Annotated in this window: 20 protein-coding genes and 6 pseudogenes; 13 read left to right on the top strand and 13 right to left on the bottom strand. The window is 65.3% G+C overall.

The features are described 5' to 3' along the window. Positions 1 to 131 precede the first annotated feature (131 nt). On the top strand, positions 132 to 530 hold the full coding sequence (locus ACVWW3_RS26030; RefSeq protein WP_456648211.1) for an META domain-containing protein: 399 nt from the start codon (positions 132 to 134) through the stop codon (positions 528 to 530). A 58-nt stretch (positions 531 to 588) separates the two neighbouring features. Here the strand turns inward: ACVWW3_RS26030 and ACVWW3_RS26025 are convergent, their stop codons facing one another. From ACVWW3_RS26025 to ACVWW3_RS26015, 3 genes and pseudogenes are all read right to left on the bottom strand, one after another. Further along, positions 589 to 1800 carry a hypothetical protein gene (locus tag ACVWW3_RS26025; protein ID WP_456648212.1) on the bottom strand — a complete coding sequence of 404 codons (1212 nt, stop codon included), beginning with the start codon at positions 1798 to 1800 and terminating at the stop codon, positions 589 to 591. Positions 1801 to 2002: 202 nt separating this feature from the next. Next, positions 2003 to 3629 (bottom strand): annotated as a pseudogene (gene groL, locus ACVWW3_RS26020) (chaperonin GroEL). A gap of 143 nt (positions 3630 to 3772) precedes the next feature. Continuing rightward, positions 3773 to 4069, bottom strand: a complete 297-nt coding sequence (locus tag ACVWW3_RS26015) for a co-chaperone GroES (protein ID WP_247343636.1) — start codon at positions 4067 to 4069, stop codon at positions 3773 to 3775. A gap of 330 nt (positions 4070 to 4399) precedes the next feature. Here ACVWW3_RS26015 and ACVWW3_RS26010 point away from each other — a divergent pair, with 330 nt between their 5' ends. Then, entirely contained in the window at positions 4400 to 4921 is a 522-nt protein-coding gene (locus ACVWW3_RS26010) for a hypothetical protein (RefSeq protein ID WP_456648213.1), read from the top strand. Positions 4922 to 5082: 161 nt separating this feature from the next. On the opposite strand, the gene ACVWW3_RS26005 is transcribed toward ACVWW3_RS26010, so the two are convergent. Further along, the gene (locus tag ACVWW3_RS26005; protein ID WP_247343631.1) at positions 5083 to 5865 is read right to left on the bottom strand and encodes a protein phosphatase CheZ; all 783 of its coding nucleotides are present in this window, start codon (positions 5863 to 5865) and stop codon (positions 5083 to 5085) included. Positions 5866 to 6178: 313 nt separating this feature from the next. Here ACVWW3_RS26005 and ACVWW3_RS26000 point away from each other — a divergent pair. Further along, positions 6179 to 6980: pseudogene (locus ACVWW3_RS26000) on the top strand (L,D-transpeptidase). A gap of 72 nt (positions 6981 to 7052) precedes the next feature. Here ACVWW3_RS26000 and ACVWW3_RS25995 read toward each other — a convergent pair. From ACVWW3_RS25995 to ACVWW3_RS25970, 6 genes and pseudogenes are all read right to left on the bottom strand, one after another. After that, a pseudogene (locus ACVWW3_RS25995) lies at positions 7053 to 7903 on the bottom strand (DUF2076 domain-containing protein). 128 nt (positions 7904 to 8031) lie between these two features. After that, complete coding sequence (locus ACVWW3_RS25990) at positions 8032 to 8877, bottom strand: ChbG/HpnK family deacetylase (protein ID WP_456648214.1); 846 nt, start codon at positions 8875 to 8877, stop codon at positions 8032 to 8034. After that, entirely contained in the window at positions 8874 to 9920 is a 1047-nt protein-coding gene (locus tag ACVWW3_RS25985; RefSeq protein WP_456648215.1) for a glycosyltransferase family 2 protein, read from the bottom strand. Before ACVWW3_RS25985 ends, ACVWW3_RS25990 begins: the two co-directional genes overlap by 4 nt. An 87-nt stretch (positions 9921 to 10007) precedes the next feature. Then, the gene (hisG, locus tag ACVWW3_RS25980) at positions 10008 to 10985 is read right to left on the bottom strand and encodes an ATP phosphoribosyltransferase (protein ID WP_456648216.1); all 978 of its coding nucleotides are present in this window, start codon (positions 10983 to 10985) and stop codon (positions 10008 to 10010) included. A 3-nt stretch (positions 10986 to 10988) separates the two neighbouring features. After that, positions 10989 to 12140: an ATP phosphoribosyltransferase regulatory subunit gene (locus ACVWW3_RS25975; RefSeq protein WP_456648217.1), complete on the bottom strand. Its 1152-nt coding sequence runs from the start codon at positions 12138 to 12140 to the stop codon at positions 10989 to 10991. A 132-nt stretch (positions 12141 to 12272) separates the two neighbouring features. After that, positions 12273 to 13044: pseudogene (locus ACVWW3_RS25970) on the bottom strand (16S rRNA (uracil(1498)-N(3))-methyltransferase). A gap of 210 nt (positions 13045 to 13254) precedes the next feature. Here ACVWW3_RS25970 and ACVWW3_RS25965 point away from each other — a divergent pair. Together ACVWW3_RS25965 and ubiA are read left to right on the top strand one after the other, a co-directional pair. Then, positions 13255 to 13920, top strand: a complete 666-nt coding sequence (locus ACVWW3_RS25965) for a hypothetical protein (protein ID WP_247442234.1) — start codon at positions 13255 to 13257, stop codon at positions 13918 to 13920. Next, complete coding sequence (ubiA, locus tag ACVWW3_RS25960; RefSeq protein ID WP_247343603.1) at positions 13917 to 14849, top strand: 4-hydroxybenzoate octaprenyltransferase; 933 nt, start codon at positions 13917 to 13919, stop codon at positions 14847 to 14849. Before ACVWW3_RS25965 ends, ubiA begins: the two co-directional genes overlap by 4 nt. On the opposite strand, the pseudogene ACVWW3_RS25955 reads toward ubiA, so the two are convergent. Beyond that, a pseudogene (locus ACVWW3_RS25955) lies at positions 14846 to 15366 on the bottom strand (DUF6101 family protein). The gene ubiA and the pseudogene ACVWW3_RS25955 overlap by 4 nt on opposite strands. Before the next feature lie 265 nt (positions 15367 to 15631). Here ACVWW3_RS25955 and ACVWW3_RS25950 point away from each other — a divergent pair. The 7 genes from ACVWW3_RS25950 (at position 15632) to ACVWW3_RS25920 (ending at position 22877) form a co-directional block, all read left to right on the top strand. Further along, positions 15632 to 17035: a TldD/PmbA family protein gene (locus tag ACVWW3_RS25950; RefSeq protein WP_456648219.1), complete on the top strand. Its 1404-nt coding sequence runs from the start codon at positions 15632 to 15634 to the stop codon at positions 17033 to 17035. Continuing rightward, on the top strand, positions 17022 to 17840 hold the full coding sequence (locus tag ACVWW3_RS25945; RefSeq protein ID WP_456648220.1) for a 3'(2'),5'-bisphosphate nucleotidase CysQ: 819 nt from the start codon (positions 17022 to 17024) through the stop codon (positions 17838 to 17840). The genes ACVWW3_RS25950 and ACVWW3_RS25945 overlap by 14 nt, the downstream gene beginning before the upstream one ends. A gap of 61 nt (positions 17841 to 17901) precedes the next feature. Beyond that, positions 17902 to 18144, top strand: a complete 243-nt coding sequence (locus ACVWW3_RS25940) for a DUF4170 domain-containing protein (protein ID WP_456648221.1) — start codon at positions 17902 to 17904, stop codon at positions 18142 to 18144. Beyond that, positions 18141 to 18854, top strand: a complete 714-nt coding sequence (locus ACVWW3_RS25935; protein ID WP_247343590.1) for a lysophospholipid acyltransferase family protein — start codon at positions 18141 to 18143, stop codon at positions 18852 to 18854. Before ACVWW3_RS25940 ends, ACVWW3_RS25935 begins: the two co-directional genes overlap by 4 nt. Beyond that, positions 18817 to 20163, top strand: a complete 1347-nt coding sequence (locus ACVWW3_RS25930; protein ID WP_456648222.1) for a 3-deoxy-D-manno-octulosonic acid transferase — start codon at positions 18817 to 18819, stop codon at positions 20161 to 20163. The genes ACVWW3_RS25935 and ACVWW3_RS25930 overlap by 38 nt, the downstream gene beginning before the upstream one ends. After that, on the top strand, positions 20156 to 21172 hold the full coding sequence (lpxK, locus tag ACVWW3_RS25925) for a tetraacyldisaccharide 4'-kinase (RefSeq protein WP_456648223.1): 1017 nt from the start codon (positions 20156 to 20158) through the stop codon (positions 21170 to 21172). The genes ACVWW3_RS25930 and lpxK overlap by 8 nt, the downstream gene beginning before the upstream one ends. A 1390-nt stretch (positions 21173 to 22562) precedes the next feature. After that, on the top strand, positions 22563 to 22877 hold the full coding sequence (locus ACVWW3_RS25920) for a hypothetical protein (protein ID WP_456648224.1): 315 nt from the start codon (positions 22563 to 22565) through the stop codon (positions 22875 to 22877). 16 nt (positions 22878 to 22893) lie between these two features. Here ACVWW3_RS25920 and ACVWW3_RS25915 read toward each other — a convergent pair whose 3' ends face one another. Next, positions 22894 to 23121, bottom strand: a complete 228-nt coding sequence (locus ACVWW3_RS25915) for a DUF2093 domain-containing protein (RefSeq protein ID WP_247442249.1) — start codon at positions 23119 to 23121, stop codon at positions 22894 to 22896. Positions 23122 to 23297: 176 nt separating this feature from the next. Between ACVWW3_RS25915 and ACVWW3_RS25910 the strand changes: the two are divergent. Continuing rightward, positions 23298 to 24124: pseudogene (locus ACVWW3_RS25910) on the top strand (dienelactone hydrolase family protein). Between the two features lie 582 nt (positions 24125 to 24706). On the opposite strand, the gene xseA reads toward ACVWW3_RS25910, so the two are convergent. Next, on the bottom strand, positions 24707 to 26347 hold the full coding sequence (xseA, locus tag ACVWW3_RS25905; RefSeq protein WP_456648226.1) for an exodeoxyribonuclease VII large subunit: 1641 nt from the start codon (positions 26345 to 26347) through the stop codon (positions 24707 to 24709). Positions 26348 to 26415: the final 68 nt, after the last annotated feature.

The raw sequence follows: 26415 nt of genomic DNA, 5'->3' as shown, positions 1-26415 counted from the left end.
AGGCCACGCCCGGCGTCGATGCAAATCCCCGCGGAGGTCTCTCCGCGGGGATTTTTGCATGCGGGCGAAGCTTCTCATTGCAGCTGCCGTCTTATAGAAGGTGCGGCAAATCAGGTCGGTCGAGAGGTCTCATGGTTTCGCTCAAGCAGATGGTGTGTGCGGCGGTTGCGACGCTCGCGATGGCCACTGTCGCGCGTGCCGAGGACGGTTTCCCGTTCGGCACCGAGATGACGCTCGAAGCACTGCCGCAGCCCGGCTCGAAGCGGATTCCGAACATCGAAATCGGCGACAATGGCGAAGTCTTGCTGGAGCTCTGGTGCAAGGGCGGCAAGGGCCAGTTCTCGGTCGCCGGCAACACCGTGATCTTCGTCCCCGGCCAGATCCAGGACCGCTCCTGTCCGCCGGCCAGGGCCCAGGCCGACGACGATCTCGTCGCGGCGCTCGGCAGCGCCGAGACCTGGAAGCGTCAGGGCGATGTACTCACCCTGGTCGGCCCCAAGCCGCTGCGTTTCCGCGTCAACGGGGACTAGCTTTCGTGTCCCGGCCCTGCAGCGCTTTCGCGCTGCGTCCGGGGCACCCTGCCTCGCACTACTTCCACACCGACTTGTCGGCGTCCCAGCGCTGGCCCTTCAGTTCCTTGGCGAGCGCCTCGACCGAGCCGTTGTCGTCGGGCTGATCGCTCTCCTCGTCGGCCGTCGCTTCGTCCGAGAGATTGAGCTTGGCGCCGCTGCTCTCATCGGTGGTCGTGGTCGCGGGACTCCCGATCCAGAGCATGAGCTTGTCGGTCGTGCCGGGCTTGTCGGGCGAGACGAGACCCGCGACCTCGATGGTGTCGGTGAGCTCGAGCGCGGGAAAATCCTGGTTCGGCCGCTTGAACACCAGCTTGAGCTTGCCGGTCGCCGGGTTGAAGCTTTGCGAGACCGGCTTTGCCGCGAGCGTCCTGCTCAGCACGCCAGCCACCGCGGCCGCGAGCTTGTCGCGGTTGAGCTTGTCGCCGTCGCGCCAGTCGGCGGCGGGGATGCGGATGGTGCGGTCCATCTCGGTCATGCCCGCGGTCCAGCCCGCGGTGATGACGCCGGGCATCGCCTTGAATTTCTCCAACAGGGCGCCTGCGCGCTCCGGATCGACCGACATGTTGATGGTCTGCTCACCTGCGCGCAGTGCGTCGCAGCCGACGGTGAGACTCGCCAGCGTCACCTCGACGTCCTGGCCCTTCAGGCTCTTCAGGAACTCGGTCGCGGCATCCAGCTTGACCTTGACCGCAATCGCTTCCGGCGAGACGTCGGTGAAATCCTTCGGCTGCGGCGTGATGCCGTCGTCGGAGGTCTGGTTGTCCAGGAATTCCTTCTCGCTGAGATCGGAATTGTCGGGAGAGGTGACCTCGGTCACGGCCTGGCCAATGCTGATCTGGCCGCGGAATTCGAACGTGTCTCCAGCCTGTTTGCGCAGCAGTTTGACGGTGACGGGCGCTTTCGCGCCGAGGCTCTGCGTCGTACCCGTCAGGTTCTGGCCGGCGACCTGGAGATTGACGACGAAGCGGTCCTTGCGGTCGGAATTCTTCGCGACCGGATAACAGATGTCGAGCACGGCTGCGGTGACGGTCTTGCCCTGGCGTGTCTCCTTCAGGATCACGTCGGCATTGCCGTCCATCAGCCCGTCGATCGAGGTGAAATAGCGCGTCTCCGCGCCGCTGGGCGCCGTAGCCTTCGGCGACAGCTTCATCTGGGCGGATGCGACCTCAGGCGAAACTGCAAGCAGAGCCGCCAATAAAACTGTCGGGCAAACCAGAAGCGCGCGCATCGACGAAATCCCCGGGCAATGGGGCATGATCCGGAAAAGTGTGAAGCGGTTTTTCCGATCAGATCATGCCCAAACAATTCGAATCGGGCGTTACCGTAGTGGGTTTTGGGCGCCGGTTGAATTGGAAAGCACAGGCCATGATCGGCAAAAAAGAAGGCCGCCCGGAGGCGGCCTTCGCAACACTGTCAGGCGAGGATCGGCCTTAGAAGCCGCCCATGCCGCCGCCCGGCATGGCGGGCGCTTCCTTCTTCGGTGACTCGGCGACCATGGCCTCGGTGGTCACCAGCAGGCCGGCGATCGAGGCGGCGTCCTGGAGCGCGGTGCGGACCACCTTGGCGGGATCGATGATGCCCTTGTCGACCATGTCGACATAATCTTCGTTCTGGGCGTCGAAGCCGAAGGTCTCGGACTTGTTCTCCAGGATCTTGCCGACGACGATCGAGCCTTCCACGCCCGCGTTCTCGGCGATCTGGCGAAGCGGAGCTTCCAGCGCCTTCAACACGATGTTGATGCCGGCCTGCACGTCCGCATTGGCGTTGGTGAGACGGCCGACGGCTTTCTTGGCACGGAGCAGCGCGACGCCGCCGCCGGGGACGATGCCTTCCTGCACCGCGGCGCGGGTGGCGTTGAGCGCGTCCTCGACGCGGTCCTTCTTCTCCTTGACCTCGATCTCGGTGGCGCCGCCGACGCGGATCACCGCGACGCCGCCGGCGAGCTTGGCGAGGCGCTCCTGGAGCTTCTCACGGTCGTAGTCCGAGGTGGTCTCCTCGATCTGGGCCTTGATCTGGCCGACGCGGGCCTCGATCTCGGGCTTCTTGCCGCCGCCCTTGACGATGGTGGTGTTCTCCTTGTCGATCACCACCTTGCCTGCCCGACCCAGCATCTTCACCGTGACGTTCTCGAGCTTGATGCCGAGGTCTTCGGAGATGAGCTGACCGCCGGTGAGGATCGCGAGGTCCTCCAGCATGGCCTTGCGGCGATCACCGAAGCCCGGCGCCTTGACGGCGGCGACCTTCAGGCCGCCACGGAGGCGGTTGACGACCAGGGTGGCCAGCGCCTCGCCCTCGACGTCCTCGGCGATGATGACGAGCGGCTTGCCCGACTGCATCACGGCTTCCAGCACCGGCAGCATGGCCTGCAGGCCGGACAGCTTCTTCTCGTGCAGGAGGATGTAGGCGTCCTCGAGCTCGGCGGTCATTTTCTCGGGGTTGGTGACGAAGTAGGGCGACAGATAGCCGCGGTCGAACTTCATGCCCTCGACGATCTCGACTTCGGTCTCGATCGACTTGTTTTCCTCGACGGTGATGACACCCTCGTTGCCGACCTTCTGCATCGCCTGGGCGATCATCTTGCCGATGGCGGTGTCGCCATTGGACGAGATGGTGCCGACCTGGGCGACTTCGGAGGAGGCTGCGACCGGCTTAGCGCGCTTCTGGATGTCCTTGACGACAGCGGCAACCGCGATGTCGATGCCGCGCTTGAGATCCATCGGGTTCATGCCGGCAGCAACCGACTTGGCGCCTTCGCGCACGATGGCCTGGGCCAGCACGGTCGCGGTGGTGGTGCCGTCACCGGCGAGATCGTTGGTCTTGGAGGCGACCCTCACGGACCATCTGGGCGCCCATGTTCTCGAACTTGTCCTCGAGCTCGATCTCCTTGGCGACGGTGACGCCGTCCTTGGTGATGCGGGGCGCGCCGAACGACTTCTCGATGAGGACGTTGCGGCCCTTCGGGCCGAGCGTCACCTTGACGGCGTTGGCGAGAATGTCGACGCCGCGCAGCATGCGATCGCGCGCGTCTCCGGAAAACTTGACGTCTTTGGCAGCCATGGTCTGTAATTCCTCTTGTTTCGTGATGTGTCTGCCGCTCGGCGTCGCAAGTCCGGAGTCCGGAATCGAACCCGGCGGAATGATGGATGCCCGGATCTCAGGGACCCGGGCATGACATTCAGCGGCTGTTCAGGCTGATGGCCTTAGGCCATGACGCCCATGATGTCCGATTCCTTCATGATCAGGAGATCTTCGTTGTCGATCTTGACCTCGGTGCCCGACCACTTGCCGAACAGCACGAGGTCGCCGACCTTGAGGTCGATCGGGGTCAGCTTGCCGGCCTCGTCGCGGCCGCCGGGGCCGACGGCGACGATTTCGCCCTGGGACGGCTTTTCCTTGGCGCTGTCCGGAATGATGATGCCGCCCTTGGTCTTTTCCTCGGCGTCGATACGTTTGACCACGACACGGTCATGCAGCGGACGAAATTTGGATTTAGCCATGACGTTTCCCTTTGGAGGCTCGCTTCGGATGTAGCGGAAGTGGATGGGGCGGCGCTTCCGTCCACCCTCTTGCCGAGGATCGAACGGTGCGCTTAGCAATCGGGCTTTCCGAGTGCTAATAGTGTGCCCGGAAATATGGCTTGGCCGCGATCCTGTCAAGCAAAGGTGGTTAAGCGATTGGTGAGGCGGATATAGGATTGTGTCTACAGAAACCTATTGGTCGCGCTGGCGTATAAAGGACGTCATTGCTCCGACAGCGGTTTTGCGCTTGGCTGCAGGAGGGATGCGGTCGAGATCTTGTTTGGGGGGCAGTTTGCTCGGGGGAATGTCATGATCAGTTCAGCTCACGCACGCACGGTTGCCAATCTGGCGGCCGCCTCTTGCCTGGCGCTGCTGCTTGGCGCCTGCGGCGGCGGCATGAACCTGCCGTCGTTCTCGTCGTCCTCACCGCCGCCTGAGGCCGAGCCCGGGGCCGGCCCGGAAATGCCGGCGTCGATCCGCGCCGACGAAATCGTCGGCCGCTGGGGTCTCGCCTCGTTCCAGAACCCGGCCGACCGCGCCCGCACCGAGGCTGCCGCCCGGGCCCAGTGCAAAAATCCTTACGTGATCACCGCCGGCTCCTCCGGCGGCGTCATCATGCATCTCGCCGACCAGGCGACGCCGCAGGAGCTGCGGCTGAAGGGCTCGCCCAGCGGCAAGAACTATATCGGGCCGGCGGGTCCGACACCGGGCGAGCAGGACCGCGAGATCGTCTCCTTCGACGGCCGCGTCCTCATCACCCGCTTCATCGACAAGGATGCCGCCACCCGTTACGGCAACATGGTCTACGTCCGCTGTGCGCCAAGGGCGTGATCGGGGCGCCGGCCTAGCCACTCGTCATTGCGAGGAGCGAAGCGACGAAGCAATCCAGGCTGCTTCCGCGGACACAGTCTGGATTGCTTCGCTTCGCTCGCAATGACGAAAAAAAACGCCGGCTTGCGCCGGCGTTTTGTTTTTCAGAGTGTCGCGTCTGCTCAGTCGAACAGCGCGTCGATGTCGTCCTGCGAGGCGTGGCCGACATCGCCGGCGAGCTTCGGGCCGTTGAGGAGTTTTTCGTCCTCGCTGCGGGTGTCGGCGGCCGGCGCGGGCACGTGGGACTTGATCGCGTCGACGCCGCCCCAGATCTCCATCATGGAGTTGATGTGCTGCTCGATGAACTTCATCGTGCTCATGACCTTGCTGATGCGCTGGCCGGTCAGGTCCTGGAAGTTACAGGCTTCGAAGATCGAGATGACGCGTTCCTGGATATCGTCGGCGAGCCGTTTCTGCTGATCGGCCGATTGCACCTTGGACATCGCGCTGGCCGCTTGGTCGATCGACTCGGCGGCTTCGAGGATCTGCTGGGTCGCCTGTTCGGTGCCGCCGACGACCGCGCCGAGCTCGCCATTGACCTTGGCCATTTCGCCGCCGTCGAAGCTCTTGCCGTGCAGCGTCGCGATCTCGCGCTTGGTACGGTCGATGGCGTCGTGGATGAGGTCGAGCTCGACCTTCAGCTTCTCGCACTGCTCGATCTGCGCCCGGTAAGTATCGAGCATGGTACGAGCTTCGGAGAGCTCGTGAGCGGTGGAGGCGTCGATCGCCGCCATGGCCGCGCTGCCGGACAAGGGCGGAGTGCCCTTCGCCATCTGTGCACGGATCGCACGCAACTCGGACATGATCTCGCTATGCATCGGCGGAGCCTCCTCAATCATTTCGGGGCTTGGCATCTCGCCGACAACAGCCTCTTCGACACGAAAACGTTTGCGGTGAATAGCCATCAAGAACTCCCCCCACCTCACTCACGCGTCGTTTTAGGCAGAAGCGATTTAACACGAAGTTCACAGCCGGAACTGTCGTGCGGTCGCGTGCGACGGCGTGAAAACCTGCAATTAACCATGCGTGCGCGGCGTTCACCGAAAATAAACGCTGATCGCCAAATTGCCCCGCCGCTCGCGACGTGGTGAATCGAAACGCCGGCTCCGTTTACCAAACGAAACGGCTTTTGCTCTTTATTGACCACGTCGAGGGCGCGGATCAGCCAGATGCGTTCGACGGCGAATGTGACAAGACGAAACAGTACAGAGTACGTCGATGTTCAAAAAAATGTCTGTCGCGCTGCTCGGCAGCGCTTGCACCTTCATGGCCGGCGCCAACAGCGCCAGCGCCTTCGATAATAGCGTGCCGAACGATCCGCCGGCGGTACTTTACCAGCCGCAGGTGCCGCCGGCGCCGGTGCGCGTCGCCTCCAACGCGAACATGGGCGGCGGCTTCATCGAGTTCATGTTCGGTGACGGGCCCGGCCGCGGTCCGGCCTAATGCTCCGCAGCAGCCGATGTATCAGCAGCAGCCGGGCTATTACGACCAGCGCCGCCTGCCGCCGATGGGCGAGCCGCAGATGCAAGGCGCTGGCGTGCAGCCGGAGGCGGTCGATCCGCGGCAGCGTCAGTTCGATCCGAGATTCGAGAAGCAACTTGTTGACTATAGCGGCAACGAAAGTGTCGGCACCCTGGTGGTCGATACGCCGAACAAGTTCCTCTATCTCGTCGAGGGCAACGGCAAGGCCATGCGCTACGGCATTGGCGTCGGACGTCCCGGCTTCACCTGGTCCGGTGTGAAGTCGATCACGGCCAAGCGCGAATGGCCGGCCTGGACGCCGCCGGCGGAAATGATCGCTCGTCGCCCCGACCTGCCCAGGCACATGGAAGGCGGCCCGGAAAATCCACTCGGCGCCCGCGCGATGTATCTCGGCTCCACGCTCTACCGTATCCACGGCTCCAACGAGCCCTGGACCATCGGCACCAACGTCTCTTCCGGCTGCATCCGCATGCGCAACGAGGACGTCATCGACCTCTACGGCCGCGTCAATGTCGGCACCCGGGTCGTGGTGATGTAGGCGCATCGCGCTCGAAACTAAAACGGCCGCCTCGTGGGCGGCCGTTTCTGTTTGAGGCCGGGCAGAACAGTGTCAGGCGTAATCGCTGCCGCCGTCGTCTCCGCCGCCAAAGTCGCTGTCGTCGGCAACGTCCACATTGTCGTCGTCGTAATTCTGATCGTTATTCTGATCGTTGTCGTTGTGATCGTTATTCGACGCCTGATCTGCGAAGTTTTGACGCGAATCCTCGCGATTGCCCGAGCCGATGTCGTTGAGACCGGCGTCGCGCGCGAGCGAGCCGCCGGACTGGTCGCTACCGCTCCAGGGGCTGCGGTCGCCCGTGGCATTGGTGTCGCCGAAGGCCTGCTGGTGCGATCCGCCCATCATGCCGCGAATGCTGGAGAGCAGCAGCGAGCCAGCGAGCCGCCGACGACGCCGGCTGCGGCTGCCGCCGCGGTGCCGAGGAACGAGCCGCCGCCACCGCCGACTGGCGGGGCACCATAGCCCTGACCTTGCCCCGGACCTTGTTGACCTGGACCTTGGCCGTAAGCCTGCCCATAAGGCGGCTGGCCATATCCCGGTTGACCCGGCTGCGTCGCCTGGCCGCTGTTCCAGACAGGGCGCGAGTCGCGCTGCGGCACATTCGGAACCGAGCCGCGCGACGGGCCCCCGCCGAACAGCGTGTCGCGCATGGTATCCAGGAAGCCGCCGGACTGCGCCTGCTCGGGCGCCTGCCCCGCCTCCAGTTCCTGGATGCGGACATGGGCCCGCTTCAGGGCTTCGTCCTGCAACAGCACGGTCTGCACCAGCGCATAGATGGCGCCGGGGGCCTTGCGCAGGCCGTCGGAGATTGCGGCGATCGCGTCGGGGTCGCGCGGTGCGTTTTCCAGTTTCGAAAGCCGGTCAAAAAGCTCGTCGACGAGCTGGCGTTCCTGCGGCGTCATGGTCAGTCTCCCTCGCGCAAAACAAGCACGAGGCAGATGTAGGGTTCCATTGTGGCCCCAACAGTGCCGGCCGGATTAAATTTCGGTATGCGACAAGCTGCCTCGCGGGGTCGGCCTTTTCGCCGATTTCATCCCAGCGTGACGCCGCTGTCCGTTAGCAGGCGCGCAAAGGCTTCACTGGCGAGATAACCGTGTTCGCGCTCGCGGACATCCGTCATCGGGTCGAGGCCGGTAAGGACTTCGTCGACGAAGCCGGGATGACACATGATGAGGCCGCCATCCGGCAGGCCTTCGAGAAATTGCCGCATCAATGCACCGAAATCGGCCGCCTGCGTGAAATCATAGGCGCCGGCGAAGCCGGGATTGAAGCTGAGGCCAGCACTGCCGGCGCGGCGGCGGAATTGCGCGCTGAGGATATCGAGCACCATGGCTTTTGGTGAGGCCAGCCGCTGCTTAAGCGGCAGGTCCCGGCCGCCCTGGCGCACCCAGGCTTTTGGCACGGCTTCGGCGACCGCGTCGACAAAGCCGTCGCGCACCTGCGGATAGAGCTGCACATGCTGATGGCCATCGACGAAGTCAGGCGCGCGCCCGAACGCTTTCGCGAAGGCTGCCAGCTGCGCCTTGACCTCGTTGCGAAAGAATTCACGGTCGAGCCTTCGCGCAAGGCCCGCGCGCAGCAGCTTTGGAAACGGCAGAAACATGTCGCCGTCGAGCGGGCGGAAATGCATGGTGAGCGGCCGGAAGGGCGCCGACAATGTCACGTGCAATCCGATCGCGCAGCGTGGGCTCGCCTTGGCCGCGGCCTGGAGCGCCTCGATCTCGCTGCGTTCGATCGCAGGTCCCACCATCATCACCGACGTGGCGTTGAGACGGCCGCGCTCGATCAGGTCGCGGATGGCGCGATTGACGCCCGGGCTGATGCCGTAATCGTCGGCGCAGAGCCAGATCCGCCGCGGACTCGCGGCCGCGCTCATTCGGCCGCCGTCCTCTTCGAGGCGTCGTCGGCCTTGTCGGTCTCGAAATGCTTTTGGCTGTGCTCGGCAACGAAGTAGATCGGGCGCGCCTTCAGCTCGGACAGGATCTTGCCGATATATTCGCCGACGATGCCGATCATGATGAGCTGCACGCCGCCGATTGTCATCAGGCCGATCACGAGCGAGGGATAGCCGGGCACCTGCTTGCCGGTGGTCAAGACCTCCCAAAGGATCGAGATGCCGAACAGGAAGGCGCCGCCGGCGAGGATCACGCCGAGCAGGCTGGCAAAGCGCAGCGGCGCCACCGAGAACGAGGTCACCCCTTCGATCGAAAGACCAAGCAGGTGCGCGGCGCTGAAGGTCGTCACGCCATGGGTGCGCGGCGCGGGCTCGTAATCGACGCGGATCTGGCGGAAGCCGATCCAGCTCGCGAGACCCTTGAAGAAGCGGTTGCGTTCCGGCAGCTGCCTGAGAGCCGCGACCGCCCGCGGCGACAGCAAGCGGAAGTCCCCGGCGTCCTCCGGGATCTTTTGGCGGGCACCCCAATTGATCAGCGCGTAGAAGCCGCGCCCGGCGAGCCGCCGCAGGAAGGGCTCGTTGTCGCGATGCGCCTTGGCGGTATAGACAACGTCATAGCCGTCCTCGATCCAGTGCCGCACCAGCTGCTCGACCAGCGCCGGCGGATGCTGGCCGTCGCCATCCATGAACAGCACCGCGCCGAGGCGGGCATGGTCGAGGCCGGCCATCAGCGCCGCCTCCTTGCCGAAATTGCGCGACAGCGAGACCACCTGGACGTCGACCGCGTCGGCAGGCAGCGAGTGGGCGATCGCCAGCGTCGCATCCGCGCTGCCGTCGTCGACATAGACGATTTCGCAGCCGAGCCGATAGCGTTGCCGCAGGGTCTTGGCGAGTTCGCAGATGCGCTGGTGCAAGGCGGCGAGGCCGGCCGCCTCGTTGTAGAGGGGGACGACAATCGACAGTCCCTTCGCGGCGGCGTTCGCCGCGGTGGTCGTCATGCCGGAAACGTCAGAGCCCAGCGTCATCGATCAAGGTTCCAGAGGCGTTCAAGGTTATCTCAACAGCATATGGTAGCTGCCGTTTGCTGTCGCTACGCTGAACGGACCTGAGGCTCACTGCCGCAGGAATGCCTCGAGTTTGGCGAACAGCGGGTTCTCCCGGTCGAACACGTAATCCAGCGAAACCACCGAGACGGTCTCGGCGCCATGCGCGCGCAGGAAGCTCGCGAGTGCATAGAGCTGGCCCGGCGGGCAGTGCAGCGTGAGCATGCCTGACGAGGTCGGCCCGCCGAAAGGGGCTTCGACGCCGAAGCGCTCGTGGGCCTCGGTGAGCATGGCGGCGTCGCACTGCCGGAAGCGGGTGCGGACCTCGCGGTATTTGTTGGCCCGCGCCCGCGCCGCGATGTGATCCAGGATGACGCGCGCGGTCTCCCGCGCCTGCGGCGACCAGTCGGCATCTTTCGACGCCACCAGATTGGCCTGGCTGCGCAGGATGATGCCGTCGTCGAGCACCCTGAGCCCGTTCGCGACCAGTGTCGCGCCGGTCGTGGTGATGTCGACGATCAGCTCAGCGCTGCCGGCCGCGGGCGCGCCCTCGGTCGCGCCGGTGCTTTCGACGATGCGGTAATCGGTGATGCCCTGGCTCTGGAAGAAGGTGCGGGTGAGGTTGATGAACTTGGTCGCGACCCGCATCCGCATGTGATGCTGCTCACGAAAGCCGGTGGTGACGTCGTCGAGGTCGGCCATGGTACGGACATCGATCCACGCCTGCGGCACCGCCACGACGACGTCGGCATAACCGAAACCCAGCCCCTCGATCAGCGCGACGCGTTCGTCGCCGTCCGCAATGTTCTCGCGCACCAGATCTTCCCCGGTAACGCCGAGATGCGCCACGCCGCGGGACAATTGTGAGGCGATCTCGCTCGCCGAGAGGTAGGCGACCTCGACATGGTCGAGGCCCGCAATCGTGCCGCGATAGTCGCGTGCGCCGCCGGCCTTCGACAGCTTGAGCCCTGCACGGGCGAAGAAGGCTTCGGTGTTTTCCTGAAGGCGGCCCTTGGAGGGAACGGCCAGAACGAATGGCGCGCTCATGACTTAAGCTCCCACCTTGCGGCCGATCTTGGTCAGCGCATCCACCCAGATCGAGAAGCCGACCGCGGGGATCGGCTCGACTGAGCCGAGCTGGGTCATGAGCCCGTCGTAGCGGCCGCCTGCAACCAGCGGCTCGGCGCCGTTGCCTCGGTGATGCAGCTCGAATTCGAAGCCGGTGTAATAGTCGAGACCGCGTCCGAACGCGGTCGAGAAGCGGGTCTGCTTCACGTCGATACCGCGCGCAGCCATGAAGCCGACCCGGCTTTCGAACTGGTCGATAGCGGCAGCGAGGTCGAGCTTCGCGTCAGTGGTGAGCGCGCGCAACTCGGCGACAGCGTCGTCGGGATTGCCGGAGATTCCGAGGAATCGTTTGAGCACGGCGATGGCCTCGCGCGGCAGCGCGCCGCCCTTCAGCGTCGACTGCTCCAGGAAGCGGTCGGCGATCTCGGCCGTGGTGCGGCCGCCGACATTGGTGGTGCCGGCGATCGACATCAGATCGGTGACGAAGGCCAGCGCGGCCTTGCGGTCGGAGCCGGCCAGCGCGGCCAGCACGCCCTCATATTCGCTGCGGGTCGCAGGAGTTGCGGCCGCCAGCCGCTCCAGATCCTGCTCCAGGCTGATTTTGCGGTTGAAATCCTTGACCAGGCGGCGGCGCCAGACCGGATAGAGATCGAGCGCGTCGAGCAGCGCGTTGAACAGCGCCACGTCGCCGGTGCGGATCTCGACGTCGCGGACGCCGAAGGCCGCGGTTGCCTCCAGCGCCAGCGCCAGCATCTCGGCATCGGCGGCGGCACGGTCCTGGCGGCCGAACGATTCGATGCCGGCCTGCAGGAACTCACTGGCCTGGCCGCTGCGGTAGCGGAACACCGGACCGAGATAGCTGAACCCGGCCGGTTGGCCGGCGCGGCTGGAGGCGAGGTAATCGCGCGCCACCGGAATGGTCAGGTCCGGGCGCAGGCAGAGCTCCTCACCGGACAGGTCCGTGGTCAGGTACAGGCTTTTGCGGATGTCTTCGCCGGAGAGGTCCAGGAACGGTTCGGCCGGCTGCAGGATCGCGGGCTCGGCCCTGACATAGCCGGCCTGCGCGAACGACAACAGCAGCGTATCCGCCCAGGCGGCGGAGCCGGCAACATTTGAGGTGGCAGTCGCGGTCATCTCGGGGTCCATCGTCCCGGTGGAACCGGGCAGAGCAAGCAAGGGAAGCGAATTGCCGCAGGCCTTAGCATGGCCCGAAAGCGGTTTCGACCTCCAAAGGATCAATCGCTTAACGGTCGGCCAATGCCGGGATCAAGCCGTCTTGCCAGCCCAATCGCCCAGCACCGCCTGCACCAGCGCCAGCGCCGCCACCGCGGCCGTGTCGGCCCGCATGATCCGGGGTCCCAGCGCCAGCCGCAGGATGTTTCGGCTGCCGCAGCAGCAGCGCCCGCTCTTCCTCGGCAAAGCCGCCCTCGGGGCCGATCAGCACGTCGATGCCATCTCTTCCTTGGTCGTGTCCCGCCTCGCGTGCGCCTTGCAGGCTCCGAATCGGGTTTTCGAGCTCCGCCGCCTCGTCGCAGAAGATCAGCAGCCTGCCGGCGGCGCGCTGGCTGAGGAAGCGCTCCAGCGGCGCCGGCTCGGCGACAGTGGCGATGCTGAGGATGCCGCATTGCTCGGCTGCCTCGACGACATTGGCGCGCATCCGTTCGGTATTGACCCGGGAGGCCTGGGTGAACCGGGTCAGGACCGGCTGAAGCGTGGCGGCGCCCATCTCGATGGCCTTCTGCACCATGTAGTCGAGCCGGGCATGCTTGAGCGGGGCGAAGACGTAAGTGAGGTCGGGCAGCCGGTCCTGGGGCCGGGTCTGCTGGAGGATGACGAGGCCGTCCGGTCGCTTGCGGCCTTCAATGGCGGCCTGCCACTCGCCGTCGCGGCCGTTGAACGCCAAGACCTCGGCCCCGGCGGCAAGCCGCAGCACATTGCCGAGATAATTGGCCTGATCTCGGTCGAGCTCGACCCTGCCGTCCTGGGCAAGGGGGGCGTCGACGAATAGGCGGGGGCCGCGGAAATCGTGGGAGGGCATCGTTCAAAGGTCCAATTTGTGGCCGTTCTTAACCGAAAGCAGTACTTTCGGGGTAAATATTGCCAAATTGGTGCGTCGGCGCGCCGCGCTCTTGCCCTATTCGGCGGGTTGTTAAGGGCCGGCGGGAATCGTAAAATCGCGAGCGCGCTGGTTGCGCTTCAATTGGGAAGACGCCGAATCCCGCAAGCTCCTGCCGGAGAGACTGCCTTGATGATCCGTCATTTGATGGTTCCAATCACTGCCGCCATGGTCACGATGGGTGCCGCTTGTGCCTATGCGCAGGGTTTCCCGGCGCCGTTGCCCGGTCAGGCCCCAACCAGTTCCGCGTTCCCGCCCGTGAATGGCTCCGCGCCCGTCGCCTCCGTCGGCGGCGCGCCGCAATCGTCCTTCCCCGTGAACGGCGCTGCGCCCGTCGGTGGCGGCACCGGCGCTTTCAGCGCGGCTCCGCCGACGCAAGGTGGTCCCGCCGAGGATTGCATGAAGGCGTTCATGCCTCTGCGTGAGGAAGCCGAAAAGCGCGGCAAGCTGATCAAGGTCGCAAGCGACCGTCACGCGCCGCCGGACGAGGCCTGCAAGCTGATCCGCAACTTCAGCCAGGCCGAATCCAAGATGGTCAAATACATCGAGGCCAACGCCGCCAAATGCGGGATCCCGCCGCAGGTCGGCGGGCAGATGAAGGATGGCCACAAGAACACTGAGGCCATGCAGGCGAAGGTCTGCAACGTCGCGCAGCAGATGCAGAACCAGCCGCGCGGTCCGGCCGGCCCGTCATTGAGCGAAGTGCTGGGCTCGTCGGCCTCGGCGCCCGAGGCCAATGCCGGCAAGAAGGGCGGCAGCACCTTCGACACACTCAACGGCAACGTCCTCACCCGATGAACGACACATCCGCCCGCGTTGCCGATTCCACCGGCAACTGGGTCGATACGCGCGCGCCGCAATGGGCGCGGCCTTATCTGCGCTTGTCCCGCTTCGATCGTCCGATCGGCTCCTGGCTTCTGTTGATGCCGTGCTGGTGGTCGGCGGCGCTCGCCGCCGGCATGGCGCATGACGTCGGCCGCCTGCCGCTCACCATCGTCCTGTTCTTCGTCGGCGCCTTCGTGATGCGGGGCGCCGGCTGTACCTGGAACGACATTACCGACCGCGATCTCGACGACAAGGTCGAGCGCACCCGCTCGCGGCCGCTACCGTCGGGCCAGGTGAGCGCGAAACAGGCGCTGGCCTTCATGGTCGCGCAGGCGCTGATCGGGCTCGTGGTGTTGCTGCAGTTCAACCGCTTCGCGATCCTGACCGGCGTTGCCTCGCTGCTGATCGTCGCGATCTACCCGTTCATGAAGCGCATCACCTGGTGGCCGCAGACCGTGCTCGGGCTCGCCTTCTCCTGGGGCGCCCTGATGGGATTTGCCGTCACCTTCGGACGCATCGACGTCACCGCGCTCGTGCTCTATGCCGGCGCGATTTCCTGGGTGATCGGCTACGACACGATCTACGCGCATCAGGACGCCGAGGACGATGCGCTGATCGGCATCAAGTCCACCGCGCGCCTGTTCGGCGCCCATACGCACCAGGCGCTGATCTTGTTCTACGGTCTTGCGGTGATGCTGATCGGCGTGGCGCTGGCGTCAGGCGATGCGCGCTGGCCGGCGTGGCTCGGACTGATGGCCTTCGCCATGCATCTGTCGTGGCAGATCGCGCGGCTGGATATCAGCGACGGCGAACTCTGCAAGCGCCTGTTCTATTCGAACCGCGATGCGGGACTTCTGCTGTTTGCGGGTTTGCTGGCCGACGCGGTGATGCGGGCGGCTTAAGTCCGCGCGATAATCTCGCGCTCATCGCGATGCAATCCGACAACTCCCGTGCGACACCGGTGCGCCGGCGCATCAAGAATTTCGGACGGCGGTCGCGGATCGCGTTGGCGCGGCGACGGCGCGGCGACGGCTTGCGTGCGCCTTCGTCGAGTTGCGGAAGCGCGAACAGCTCACTCCAGATCGCCCATGCTTCGCTGAGCTCGTCGCCATCGGCGCTGACCAGCAGCGGAACGGAGAGCGAGGGATCGCGGTGCACGAGGACGAGGGACTGCGCCTCGTCATTGCCGCGTAGCGCGACGCCGGTGAAGTCGCTGACGCGGACGTTGATTGCCATCCGCATGCCGCGGACGGCACGGCGCAGCACGACGCGTTCGCGATGAAGCTCGATCTGCCGGACATATCCGTCGGCGCGCGGATCATGCGCATCGAAGCGGACCGGAAGGGAAAGGGGGTCGAGCCGCAGGGAGCGGCTCGACCCGGCGGGAGCGGTCCCGCTTGTTGCTGTTTGACGCCTCACGGCTTTAGTTCTCCCCGCCCAGGATTATGTTCCCGGTCGATGTGAGGACCTTAGCGCGGGCGTTTCCGAAACCGCTTAAAAAGGCTGGTTAATCCAACCTCACCGCCGAGCATGATTGACAAGACCTTGGCGCGCATGATTGACGAGACGTTGCGCCAACTGTGCGAATCTGAACTTTCGGCGGGCTGAAAATGCTTGAAGTCCGCGCTATCAGGGCACATCTGTGGGTTCCGGTCCCGAACCCCGCCCCAACAGGATTTCCTTTGTGAACCCTTCACCAAGCTCGACGCTTTCGCCCAAAGATTCGTCCACATCCGGCCGCGACCTGTTTGACCAGTCTGCGCTCTCTGATCTCGCGCAGCGGCTGGTGGAGGCTGCCAAACGCGCCGGCGCAGATGCGGCCGATGCGGTCGCGGTGCGTGGCGTCTCGCAAGGCGTCGAGGTGCGCGACGGCCGCGTCGAGGAATCCGAGCGGTCCGAGGGCGACGATGTCGGCCTGCGCGTGCTGGTCGGCCGGCGCCAGGCGGTGGTCTCGACCAATGACGCCAGCGGCGATGCCGTGACCACGCTTGCCGAACGCGCCGTTGCGATGGCGCGCGTTGCGCCAGACGATAAATATGTCGGTCTTGCCGACCCCGCGCTGCTCGCGCGCGACTTCCCCGATCTCGATCTGCTCGACCCCGACGTACCCGCAACCTCGGAGCTGGAGCGCCGCGCGCTCGAAGCCGAAGCCGCGGCGCTCAGCGTGAAGGGCGTGGCCAAATCCGGCGGCGCCTCGGCCTCCGCCGGCATGGGCGGCATGGTGCTCGTCACCAGCACCGGCTTCCACGGCTCTTATCTGCGTTCCAGCCAGGGCATTTCCGCCACCGCCATCGTCGGCGAAGGCACCGGCATGGAGCGCGACTACGATTTCACCTCGGCGCCGCATGGTGCGGACCTCTTGTCACCGGAGATTGTCGGCCGTTCCGCGGGCGAGCGCACCGTGGCGCGCGCCAATCCGCGCAAGGTCGAGACCTGCAAGGTGCCTGTGGTATTCGATCCGCGCGTCGCGGGCTCGCTGGTCGGTCACGTCGTCGGTGCCATCAATGGCGCTTCGATCGCGCGCAAGACCAGCTTCCTGAAGGACAAGCTCGGCCAGCAGCTGTTCGCCAGGAACATCCGCATCATCGACGACCCCCTGCGCAAACGCGGCCTGCGCTCGCAGACGTTTGACGCCGAAGGCGTTGCGGTGAAGAAGATCGCGCTGATCGACGAAGGCGTGCTGACGACCTGGCTGCTCGACTGCGCCACCGCGCGCGAGCTCGGCCTCACCACCACCGGCCACGCCCATCGCGGCGTGTCCTCCTCGCCGTCACCCGGGCCGTACAATCTGCATCTCGAACCCGGCACGCCGACGCCGGCCGAGCTGATCGCCGATATCAAGCAGGGCTTCTACGTCACCGATTTGATCGGCTCGGGCGTCAACGGCGTCACCGGCGATTACAGCCGCGGCGCCTCCGGCTTCTGGATCGAGAACGGCGAGCTCACCTATGCCGTTAGCGAGGTGACGATCGCCGGCCATCTGTTCGAGATCTTCAAGTCGATGCAGCCGGCGAACAATCTCGAGTTCCGCTACGGCGTCAATGCGCCGACGGTGCGCATCGAAAGTTTGACGCTTGGCGGACGCTGACGCGAACTCAACAAGCGAAACCGTCCTGACGCGCGACGCCGCGCTGCTGAGAGACACGGTGCGAGAGGCGGGCGCACTCGCGCGGTCGATGTTCCGCACCGAGCTGAAGAAGTGGACCAAGGGCGCGTCCTCGCCGGTCTCGGAGGCCGACATTGCCGTCAACGATCTCCTGGAAGCGCGCCTGCGCGCAGCGACGCCCGACTATGGCTGGCTGTCGGAGGAGAGCGCCGACGACGAGGTGCGGCTGTCTCGGCGGCTGACTTGGATCGTCGATCCCATCGACGGCACCCGCAACTACCTCAATGGCCATGACGAATGGTGCGTCAGCGTCGCGCTGGTCGAGGATGCCTTGCCGGTGCTGGGTGCGGTGTTCGCGCCGACCAGCGACGAGTTCTTCTTCGCGGCGCGCGGGCAGGGCACGACGCTCAACGGCAAGGCCGTGCGGGCGACGTCCGGATCCGATCTCGACTTCTCGCGTGTCGCGGGCCCGAAGCCCCTGGTCGAGCGCCTGAAGCCGTCACTGGGCGAGATCAAGCTGCATCCGCGAATCGGTTCGCTCGCGCTGCGGCTCTGCCGGGTCGCCCATGGCGCGCTGGATGCGGCTTTTGCGGGCGGCAACAGTCATGACTGGGACCTTGCGGCGGCCGATTTGATCGTGCAGGAAGCGGATGGTAGGATGAGCGACCTCTCCGGAGATCCCATCCTCTATAACCGCCGGGAAGTCACGCACGGGGTGCTGGTGGCAGCGGGTTGCGATCGTCATGCGAACATTGTCGCGCATTTTCGAAATCGCCCCTTGCTGTGAAGCGCTTTCTCGTGCTTGTCGAACACTGCTTTGCCGGGCAGCCCGTTTAGGAACAGAACCGATGCCAGATAGTGCCCCGCAACAACTGCTCCACCTCGTCGTCGGCGGCGAGCTCGTCGATCTCGAGCACAACACCTTCAAGAACCTCGACGAGGTCGAGGTCGTCGGCCTCTATCCGAACTATGCGACGGCCCACGCCGCCTGGCGGGCCAAGGCGCAGAGCACGGTCGACAACGCGCAGATGCGCTATTTCATCGTCCATCTCCACAGGCTGCTCGACCCGAATCAAGAACCGACGCGTTGAAAAAGCTGCTTCGCAATGCGCTGCGGAGCAGCTTCGTTCAGCGTGCCGTGGGAATCCTGGCGGCCGAATATCTGCGTCTGGTCTGGCGGACCAACACATTCACGTTCGATCCGCCTGACGTTTATGACCGCGTCGAGCCGCAGATCCCGGCGATCTTCGCGTTCTGGCACGGCCAGCATTTCCTCACGCCCTTCATCAAGAACAAGGACTGGTACAAGGCCAGGGTGCTGATCTCGCGTCACCGCGACGGCGAGTTCAACGCGATTGCCGCCGAGCGGCTCGGCATCGGCACCATCCGCGGGTCCGGCGACCATGGCGGCGCATTTCACCGCAAAGGTGGGGTCGGGGCTTTCAAGGAAATGGTGCGGACGCTCCAGGACGGTTGTAATGTCGCGCTGACCGCCGATGTCCCGAAACGCTCGCGCGTGGCCGGGCTCGGCATCATCATGCTCGCACGGGAATCGGGGCGGCCGATCATGCCTTTTGCGATGGCGACCAGCCGCTTCGTCCGGCTCGAGAACTGGGACCGCACCACCATCAACCTGCCGTTCGGGCGGGGCGCATTGGTCGGCATCAAGGAAATCCACGTTCCGCCGGATGCGGACGCCGCCACCATGGAAGCGCTGCGGCTCGAGCTGGAAGAGACCTTGAACGAGGCGACCCGGCGCGCCTATGCGCAACTCGGCCGCCCGGGACCTGCAGATGCCTAAATCGCTGCCCGGCTCGCTGCCGATGACGCTGCGGATGTATCGGCGCCTGGCTCGCGGCCTGGTGCCGCTCGCGCCTGCGCTGATCAAGCGGCGCCTGAAACAGGGCAAGGAAGATCCCGCGCGCGTCGGCGAACGGCGGGGCCTGTCCCGGGACGTGCGGCCGCACGGCCCGCTGGTCTGGATTCACGGCGCCAGCGTCGGCGAGGTCCTGGCCGCTGCCGCGCTGATCGAGCGCTTGCGCGATCTCAATTTGCGCATTCTGCTTACCTCCGGCACCGTCACCTCGGCCGCGGTGGTGGCAAAACGCTTTCCGCCGGACGTCATCCATCAATACGTGCCGTATGATTCCCCGCGTTATGTCGCGCGCTTCCTCGACCATTGGAAGCCGTCGCTGGCGCTGTTCATCGAATCCGATTTGTGGCCGAACCTGATCCTGGCGGGCGCTGCGCGACGCGTGCCGATGGTGCTGATCAACGGGCGGATGTCGCCGCGTTCCTTCCCGCGCTGGCGCCGCATGCACGGCACCATCTCGGCGCTGCTGTCGCGGTTCGACATTTGTCTGGCGCAGTCCAAGACCGATGCGGAGCGCTTCTCGACGCTCGGCGGCCGCGACGTCGTCACCACGGGCAATCTCAAGCTCGACGTTCCCGCGCCGCCGGCCGATCCCGCCAAGCTCGAACGGCTGATGACGATGACGCGCGGGCGTCCGGTCATCGTCGCCGCCTCGACCCATCCGGGCGAGGAGGAGATGCTGGTGGCGGCCCATCGCAGCCTCGCCGGTTTCTTCCCGCAGCTTCTGACCGTGATCGTGCCGCGCCATCCGGATCGCGGCTCCTCGATCGCGGGCCTGATCACGGCGTCCGGCCTGAAGCCGGCCCTGCGCTCGCGCGACGAGCTGCCGACTGCGACTACCGACGTCTATGTCGCCGACACCATGGGCGAACTCGGTCTGTTCTACCGCCTCTCGCCGATCGTGTTCATGGGCGGATCGCTGATCCGTCATGGCGGCCAGAATCCGATCGAGGCGATCAAGCTCGGCGCGGCCATCGTCCACGGTCCGCACGTCTTCAATTTCGCCGATGTCTACGAGGCGCTCGATCGCAGCGGCGGCGCGCGCCAGGCCGAGACGCAGGAACTGCTGATCAAGCAACTCGGGCAGTTGCTCGCCGATCCCACCGTGCGCGACAAGATGCATCGGTCGGGCGCCGGCGTAGTCGAGGATCTCGGCGGCGCGCTCAACCGCACCATGACCGCGCTCGAGCCCTATCTGTTGCAGTTGCGGATCGAGATGGGAGCCGCCAATGCGTGAGCCGGCCTTCTGGTACCGGCCACGTTCCCTCGAGTCGCGCGTATTATCGCCGCTGGGCGTGCTCTACGGCGCGATAACCGAACGGCGGATGCTGCGCGAGGGCGTGGACGCCGGCATCCCCGTAATCTGCGTCGGCAACTACCATGTCGGCGGCGCCGGCAAGACGCCGACCGTGCTGGCGCTGACGAAGCTCTTGCGCGAGCTCGGCGAGACGCCGGTAGTGCTCAGCCGCGGCTATGGTGGCAGCCTCAAAGGGCCGGTGATGGTTGACCGGATGCGTCACACCGCTTCCGACATCGGCGACGAGCCGCTGATGATGGCGCGCGACGTCCCTGTTGCAGTCGCGCGCGATCGCCTTGACGGCGTCGTGCTGGCGAAGTCGCAAGGCGCCACCGTGATCCTGATGGACGACGGTTTCCAGAACCCGCGTGTTTTGAAGGACACCTCGCTGATCGTGATCGACAGCGAACGCGGCCTCGGCAACGGCAAGGTGTTTCCGGCCGGGCCCCTGCGCGCACCGCTGAAGGCGCAGCTCGCGCGCACCGACGCGCTGGTGCTGATCGGCGGTGGCCGCGCCGCCAACGATGTTGCGGCCGAGCTGGCCAAGCGCAACAAGCCGGAGCTGCGCGCGCGGCTGAAGCCGGATGCCGGGTCGGTCGCAAGACTGTTGGGCAAGCCGGTGTTCGCGTTCGCCGGCATCGGCGATCCCGAACGATTCTTCCGCACGCTGCGCGCTGGCGGCATCGAGGTCGCGCGCACGCGCGCCTTCGCCGATCATCACATGTTTTCAAACGACGAGATCGCAGCCCTCGCCGCGGAGGCACAGCGCGAGCAGCAAATCCTGGTGACGACGGAAAAGGATCTCGCACGCCTGCACGGCCGCGAAGGCGTGCCCGATGGCATCGTGCCTTTCGCGGTCCAGCTCGAGTTCGATGATGCGGCCGCGCTCCGGCAGCTGATCAGCGATCATCTCTACAAGGCGCGCGAGCGGCGGTTCGGCAGACGATGATTTTGTAGGGTGGCCAAAGCGCTCCGCCCTAGCCCAAAGAGCGAAGGCGAAGACGCGCCCCGTATCCATGCCGCCCCGAACGACCGGAAGCAAAGTGACTCGGGGAAACATCAGATTGCACGTCGCTCTCGCCTTGGTGGATTGTGGACGCCACGGTGTGATGGAAAAACAGATCACTCGGCGTGATGCGACAACTGACAGGGGCGACATGTCGCGGCTGATGAATTCTCTTCCGCACGTTCGGGAGTTGATGTAGCCTCGCATGAGAGCCGTCACCGCCCGGAAGCTGACATCCGGATCTAAAGCGAAGCCGCCGCAGTCGAACGAAGCGGCGGCAACGCTCGCCTCACAGCAAGAATCATGTCTGCAAATCGAGGCGAAGCGAAGGTCTTCCAGCGTCCATTGACGGACCATGCTGAATGGCGCGTGCTGCATCCGGCGCCATAGGTCCGACCGAACGTGCTTGCCAGCGCCTCGGTACGGCCTGCGATCGCGGTTCAGCTGTCAATCATGCTCACCACGCCCCAACGGCCATCAATCCGATAATGGTCAGGCACGAGACGCAGGCCACCATGACGGTATAGTACTCGGCTGTATTCATTGCTGCCTCCCAAACTGTTGCCAATTGCTTGGTCACTGCTATGCGGGAGAGATCGCCGGTCTCGGGGCCGCTTCAATTCGGCGCGCCGCGACCGGTCTTGCGTTGCGCGTCCGTCCCTCTCATCGTCACCCTTATCCGGATGATGATGCGCTTCGAGAGCTTCAGAGCGTTCAGCTGCGATCAAAAGCTGTTTCCGCATTTCAGCGAGGCGGGCGCGGCAATATTCACGATAGAGCAGGTCTAGTATGGTGGGCATGATCAGCCCCGTCGTTTGACTTTCGATTTACAGATATTCCACCGCGATTTTCGAGGTGATCGTAGCCCGTCAGATGGCTCTTCGTTATGAGCCCGTTCACAGACTGCGCCAATTCCAAAGCTCAATGGCCGTTTGGTTGACTTGATTGTCTGTGCGATAAAAGAGCAGGGCTAGTTACCTAAGGTCTCACTATAGCAGCGCTCTGTTTCACCAAGACTTCGTCAAACAACCTGAGAGCGCCGACCGCAACAAAGAATCCAACCACAACGCGAAATCACTAACCACGGAGTGCAAGCACTATTCGATGCAACGCGGATTGGCACGACGGAGATCATTTGCTGTGAGACGCGCACTTCAGGCGCGCGCGAACACCGTCGCGACGCCGATGCGGACCATTCTCATACCTCGCGATAAGCTGCACCTGTCGTGCCACGCCGGCAGGGCAGCTGCGCTTTGCCCATCCGACAGCAGCCTGCCATTCAGGCGCCATTCATCGCAAGTTCCTATCGTTTTCAGACGTTCAGGAGAATTCGATGAAGTTGTCGTTCGCCGCCGTCGCCGCCGGCCTTGTGTGTCTGATCGTTGCGCCGGTGTTTGCACAGACGGCTCCGCCGGCCGCTCCAGCAAATCCAACCGCCACGGTTCCGGTTCCCGCGACCAAGCGCGTGACGTGCCTTAGCTCGACGCAAAATATGAAGGGGCAGGACAAGCGCGACCAGATGCAGCTCTGCATGGCGCAGGCGCGGGTCGATTGCCTGAAGCAGGCGATCGATCAGAAGGTCGTCGGCGAGATCAGGAAGAGCTTCATCAAGACTTGCGTGGGCGCGGATGGCACGGAGCAGCACTAGAAGCGCGCCCGCGGCCTTACGATTGCGGCTTCGGCGCGCCGGGGTAATGCCGCTCGAGCACGGCGCCGGGCGTGGCGTAGGCTTCCTGCAGGTCCACGCTCCAGTACTTCAACTCGTCGAGCGGGATGCGCGTGTCGGTGATGGCGCAGCGCACGAAGGTCCCCGGCGAGATCACACGGAAGTCGCCGTCGAGATACTGCACCTGCGCTTCGCCATGGCCCGAGGGGCCGAACTTGTTCAGCACGGTCGAAAGTCTCCGTGGAAGGCCGCTCCGTGGAAGACCCTGGAGGGCACGATGTGTTGGACGGGATGTAGCATAAATAGGGTGGCTTGTCCGCCCGGTAAACCCACCGGTTTGTGATGTTTTGGCGCCGTTTCCGCGTGATAGTGCTTGAGCGAAGGATCCAACGGCAGAGTCCGATGCGCCTTCCGTTAACCGCCCTGTTCCTGACGTTCCTGATATCGGCCGCGCAAGCGTCGCCGGCGCCGCAGCAGGTCGAGATTCCGCTGGCGTCGGGCGTGCTGCATGCGCAGCTCTACAAGCCTGAGGGCACGGGGCCGTTTCCGGCCGTGATCGCGCTCCACGGCTGCGGCGGGCTCGGCGGCCATTCCGATTCCGTGCTGTCGCGCTATCGCGACTGGGCCGAGCGTCTGCTCAAGTCCGGCAACGCCGTGCTGCTCCCTGACAGCTACGGCTCGCGCGAGCTCGGGCCGCAATGTCGCGTCAAGGAGATGCACGTCAAGGCGCGGCGCGAGCGCGTTGCCGACATCGCGGCTTCGCGCGCCTGGCTGATGAAGCAAAGCTGGGTGGTGCGCGACCGCGTCAGCCTGATGGGTTGGGCGAATGGCGCCAGCGCGCTGCTCTGGGCCGTGCGTCCGCAGGGTGCTGCGCGCGACGCTGGTCCCGATTTCCGCGCCGCGATCGCGTTCTATCCGGACTGCAGGATTTCCGCGGGTTTGGGGTGGAGCACGCGGGTGCCGACTTTGGTGCTGATCGGCGCCAATGACGACTCGTGTCGTCGCCGCCGGCCTGCCGCCAGATGGTCGAGGGCGCGCATGGGCGCAGCGCGCTCGCACGCATCGTGGTCTATCCCGGCGCCTATCACGATTTCGACCGCGCCAACACGCCGCTGCACGCCGCTGCCGGCAGCACCGACGCCGCCGCACCCGAGCACGGTCATCTCGGCACCGATGCGGTAGCGCGCGCGGAGTCGCAGAAAGAGGTCGCGGAATGGCTGGCGCGGTAGTGCGAAGCGGGGCCGCCCGAAGGAACAACAGCGGACAGCCCCGCATCGACCACCGCCCTGCACGGCACTTGATGGCCGACTGTAACCCTACGGATCGCGCACCGATGCGGTTTCAACATTTGACGACGCCATCATTCGACCACGATGTCGAATAAATGCATCTTCCATGCGCAACCACTTCGTCCTGTTCTCCTCCGCACTGATTGTCTTCACCGTCGCGGTCTTCCTGTTCGAAGCCCATGCCGGCGCGCCGCAACTCGCGCCGGGAACATTGCGGCTTCTGGACCACGATCGACGCGGGATTGTCCTGCCGGTAGGTAGGCACTCCGTCATTGCGAGCGGAGCGGCGGAGCGAAGCAATCCAGCGTCTTTTCGGGTGAGGGATTCTGGATTGCTTCGCTCCGCCGCTGCGCTCGCAATGACGGGGATGGGGCTGCATTTGCACGCACACTCGCTGTCATCGCCCGGCTTGACCGGGCGATCCAGTACTCCGAGACGTCAGTGGCTCATCGAGAGGCTGCGGCGTACTGGATTTCCCGCCTGCGCGGGGAATGACACTGAGGGCGGAGCAGCGCCGCGCCTCTAGAATAAATTACCCTGATCCACCGGCTTGCCCATGCGCTTCGGTGCGGGCTTGGCGTCCTGCGCGGCCGGCTTCGACTGCGATGGCGCGCGCTTTGCCGCGGGCGCAGGCCGATCCGCATCCGCCGTCGCGGCCACACGGCCATCTGCAAACTCGATCTCCATCCGCGCATTCGGCCCGACGCTGTCGGCCGAGTGCAGGGGATGGCCGGCTTCATCGCGCACCAGCGCAAAGCCGCGCGCGAGCACGCCGCGATAGGACAAAGCGGAGAGCAGCTTGCCGCTGTTCTCGACGCGGGCATCCAGCCGCTGCAACAACGTGACCAGCGCGCGGCCCGCTCGCTCGGCAAGTCGATGCGTGCGCTCGCGCTGACGCGCAATCGCGTTGCGTTGCGCCTGCGCGTTGGAGAGCTTTGAGGCGCGCAAGCGCACCTCCAGCCCGGCAAAGCGGTCGCGCCGCCGCCGCAGCAGCGAGCGCGTGGACAGGCCGAGCCGCTCGCCGCACACGGTGAGGCGATGATCGGCCTGCGCGATCTGGCCGTGCAGCACCCGCAGCGTCAGCTTGGCGCCGGCGGCGGTGAACCGGCGGAAATGCGCATGGGTGTTGGCCTTGAGGCAGCGGGGCAGGGACGCACCTGCCGAATCCAGCCGCTGCCGCGGGATCGCCAGCAGGTCGCCGGCCGCCGGCAGCGCGCGCGCGGCGGCACGCAGTTCGCTGCGGCGGCTCTCATGGGCGCGCTGCCAATAGGCGCGGGTGCGGCGCCCGAGATCGGCGACCTCGACGAACAGATCGCTGCGAACCGGCACCGCCATCTCGGCCGCCGCCGTCGGCGTCGGTGCGCGCTTGTCGGCGACGAAATCGATCAACGTGATGTCGGTCTCGTGGCCCACCGCCGAGATCAGCGGGATCATGCTCTCGGCCGCGGCGCGGACCACGATCTCCTCGTTGAACGACCACAAATCCTCCAGCGAGCCGCCGCCGCGCGCGACGATCAGCACGTCGGGGCGCGGAATCTTGCCGCCCTCCGGCAGCGCGTTGAAGCCGCGGATCGCGGCCGCGACCTGCTCGGCGGAGCCTTCGCCCTGCACCTTGACCGGCCACACCAGCACGTGGCGGGGAAAGCGGTCCTCCAGCCGATGCAGGATGTCGCGGATGACGGCGCCGGTCGGCGAGGTCACGACTCCGATCACCTCCGGCAGCCAGGGCAGCAGCTGTTTTCGCGCTTCGTCGAACAGGCCTTCGGCGGCGAGCTTCCTCTTGCGCTCCTCCATCAGCGCCATCAGGGCGCCGACGCCGGCCGGCTCCAGCGCCTCGATCACGATCTGGTATTTCGAGGAGCCCGGATAGGTCGTCAGCTTGCCGGTGGCGATGACCTCGAGCCCCTCCTGAGGCTTGAAGCGCATCCGCCCGTGCACGCCCTTCCAGATCACCGCCTCGATCTTGGCGCTCTCGTCCTTGAGCGCGAAATAGCAATGGCCGGAGGAATGAGCCCCGCGGAAGCCGGAGATCTCGCCGCGGACCCGGACATGGCCAAAGGCATCCTCGACCGTCCGTTTCAGGGACTGAGAGAGCTCGGAGACGGTGAATTCGGGGGCGTTGAGCAGGGGTTCCGCAGGCGGCATCGGCAAACGATTCGGCATTTTGGGATCGGACCCGACGTTAAGGATTTTTGCAGCGCGGCGCCAATCCGGAGATTGATTGAGAGAGT

The sequence above is a fragment of the Bradyrhizobium sp. LM2.9 genome, assembly GCF_054056555.1.
The sequence above is the reverse complement of the archived record's forward strand: the minus strand, read 5'-3'. Positions and strand labels throughout refer to the sequence as shown.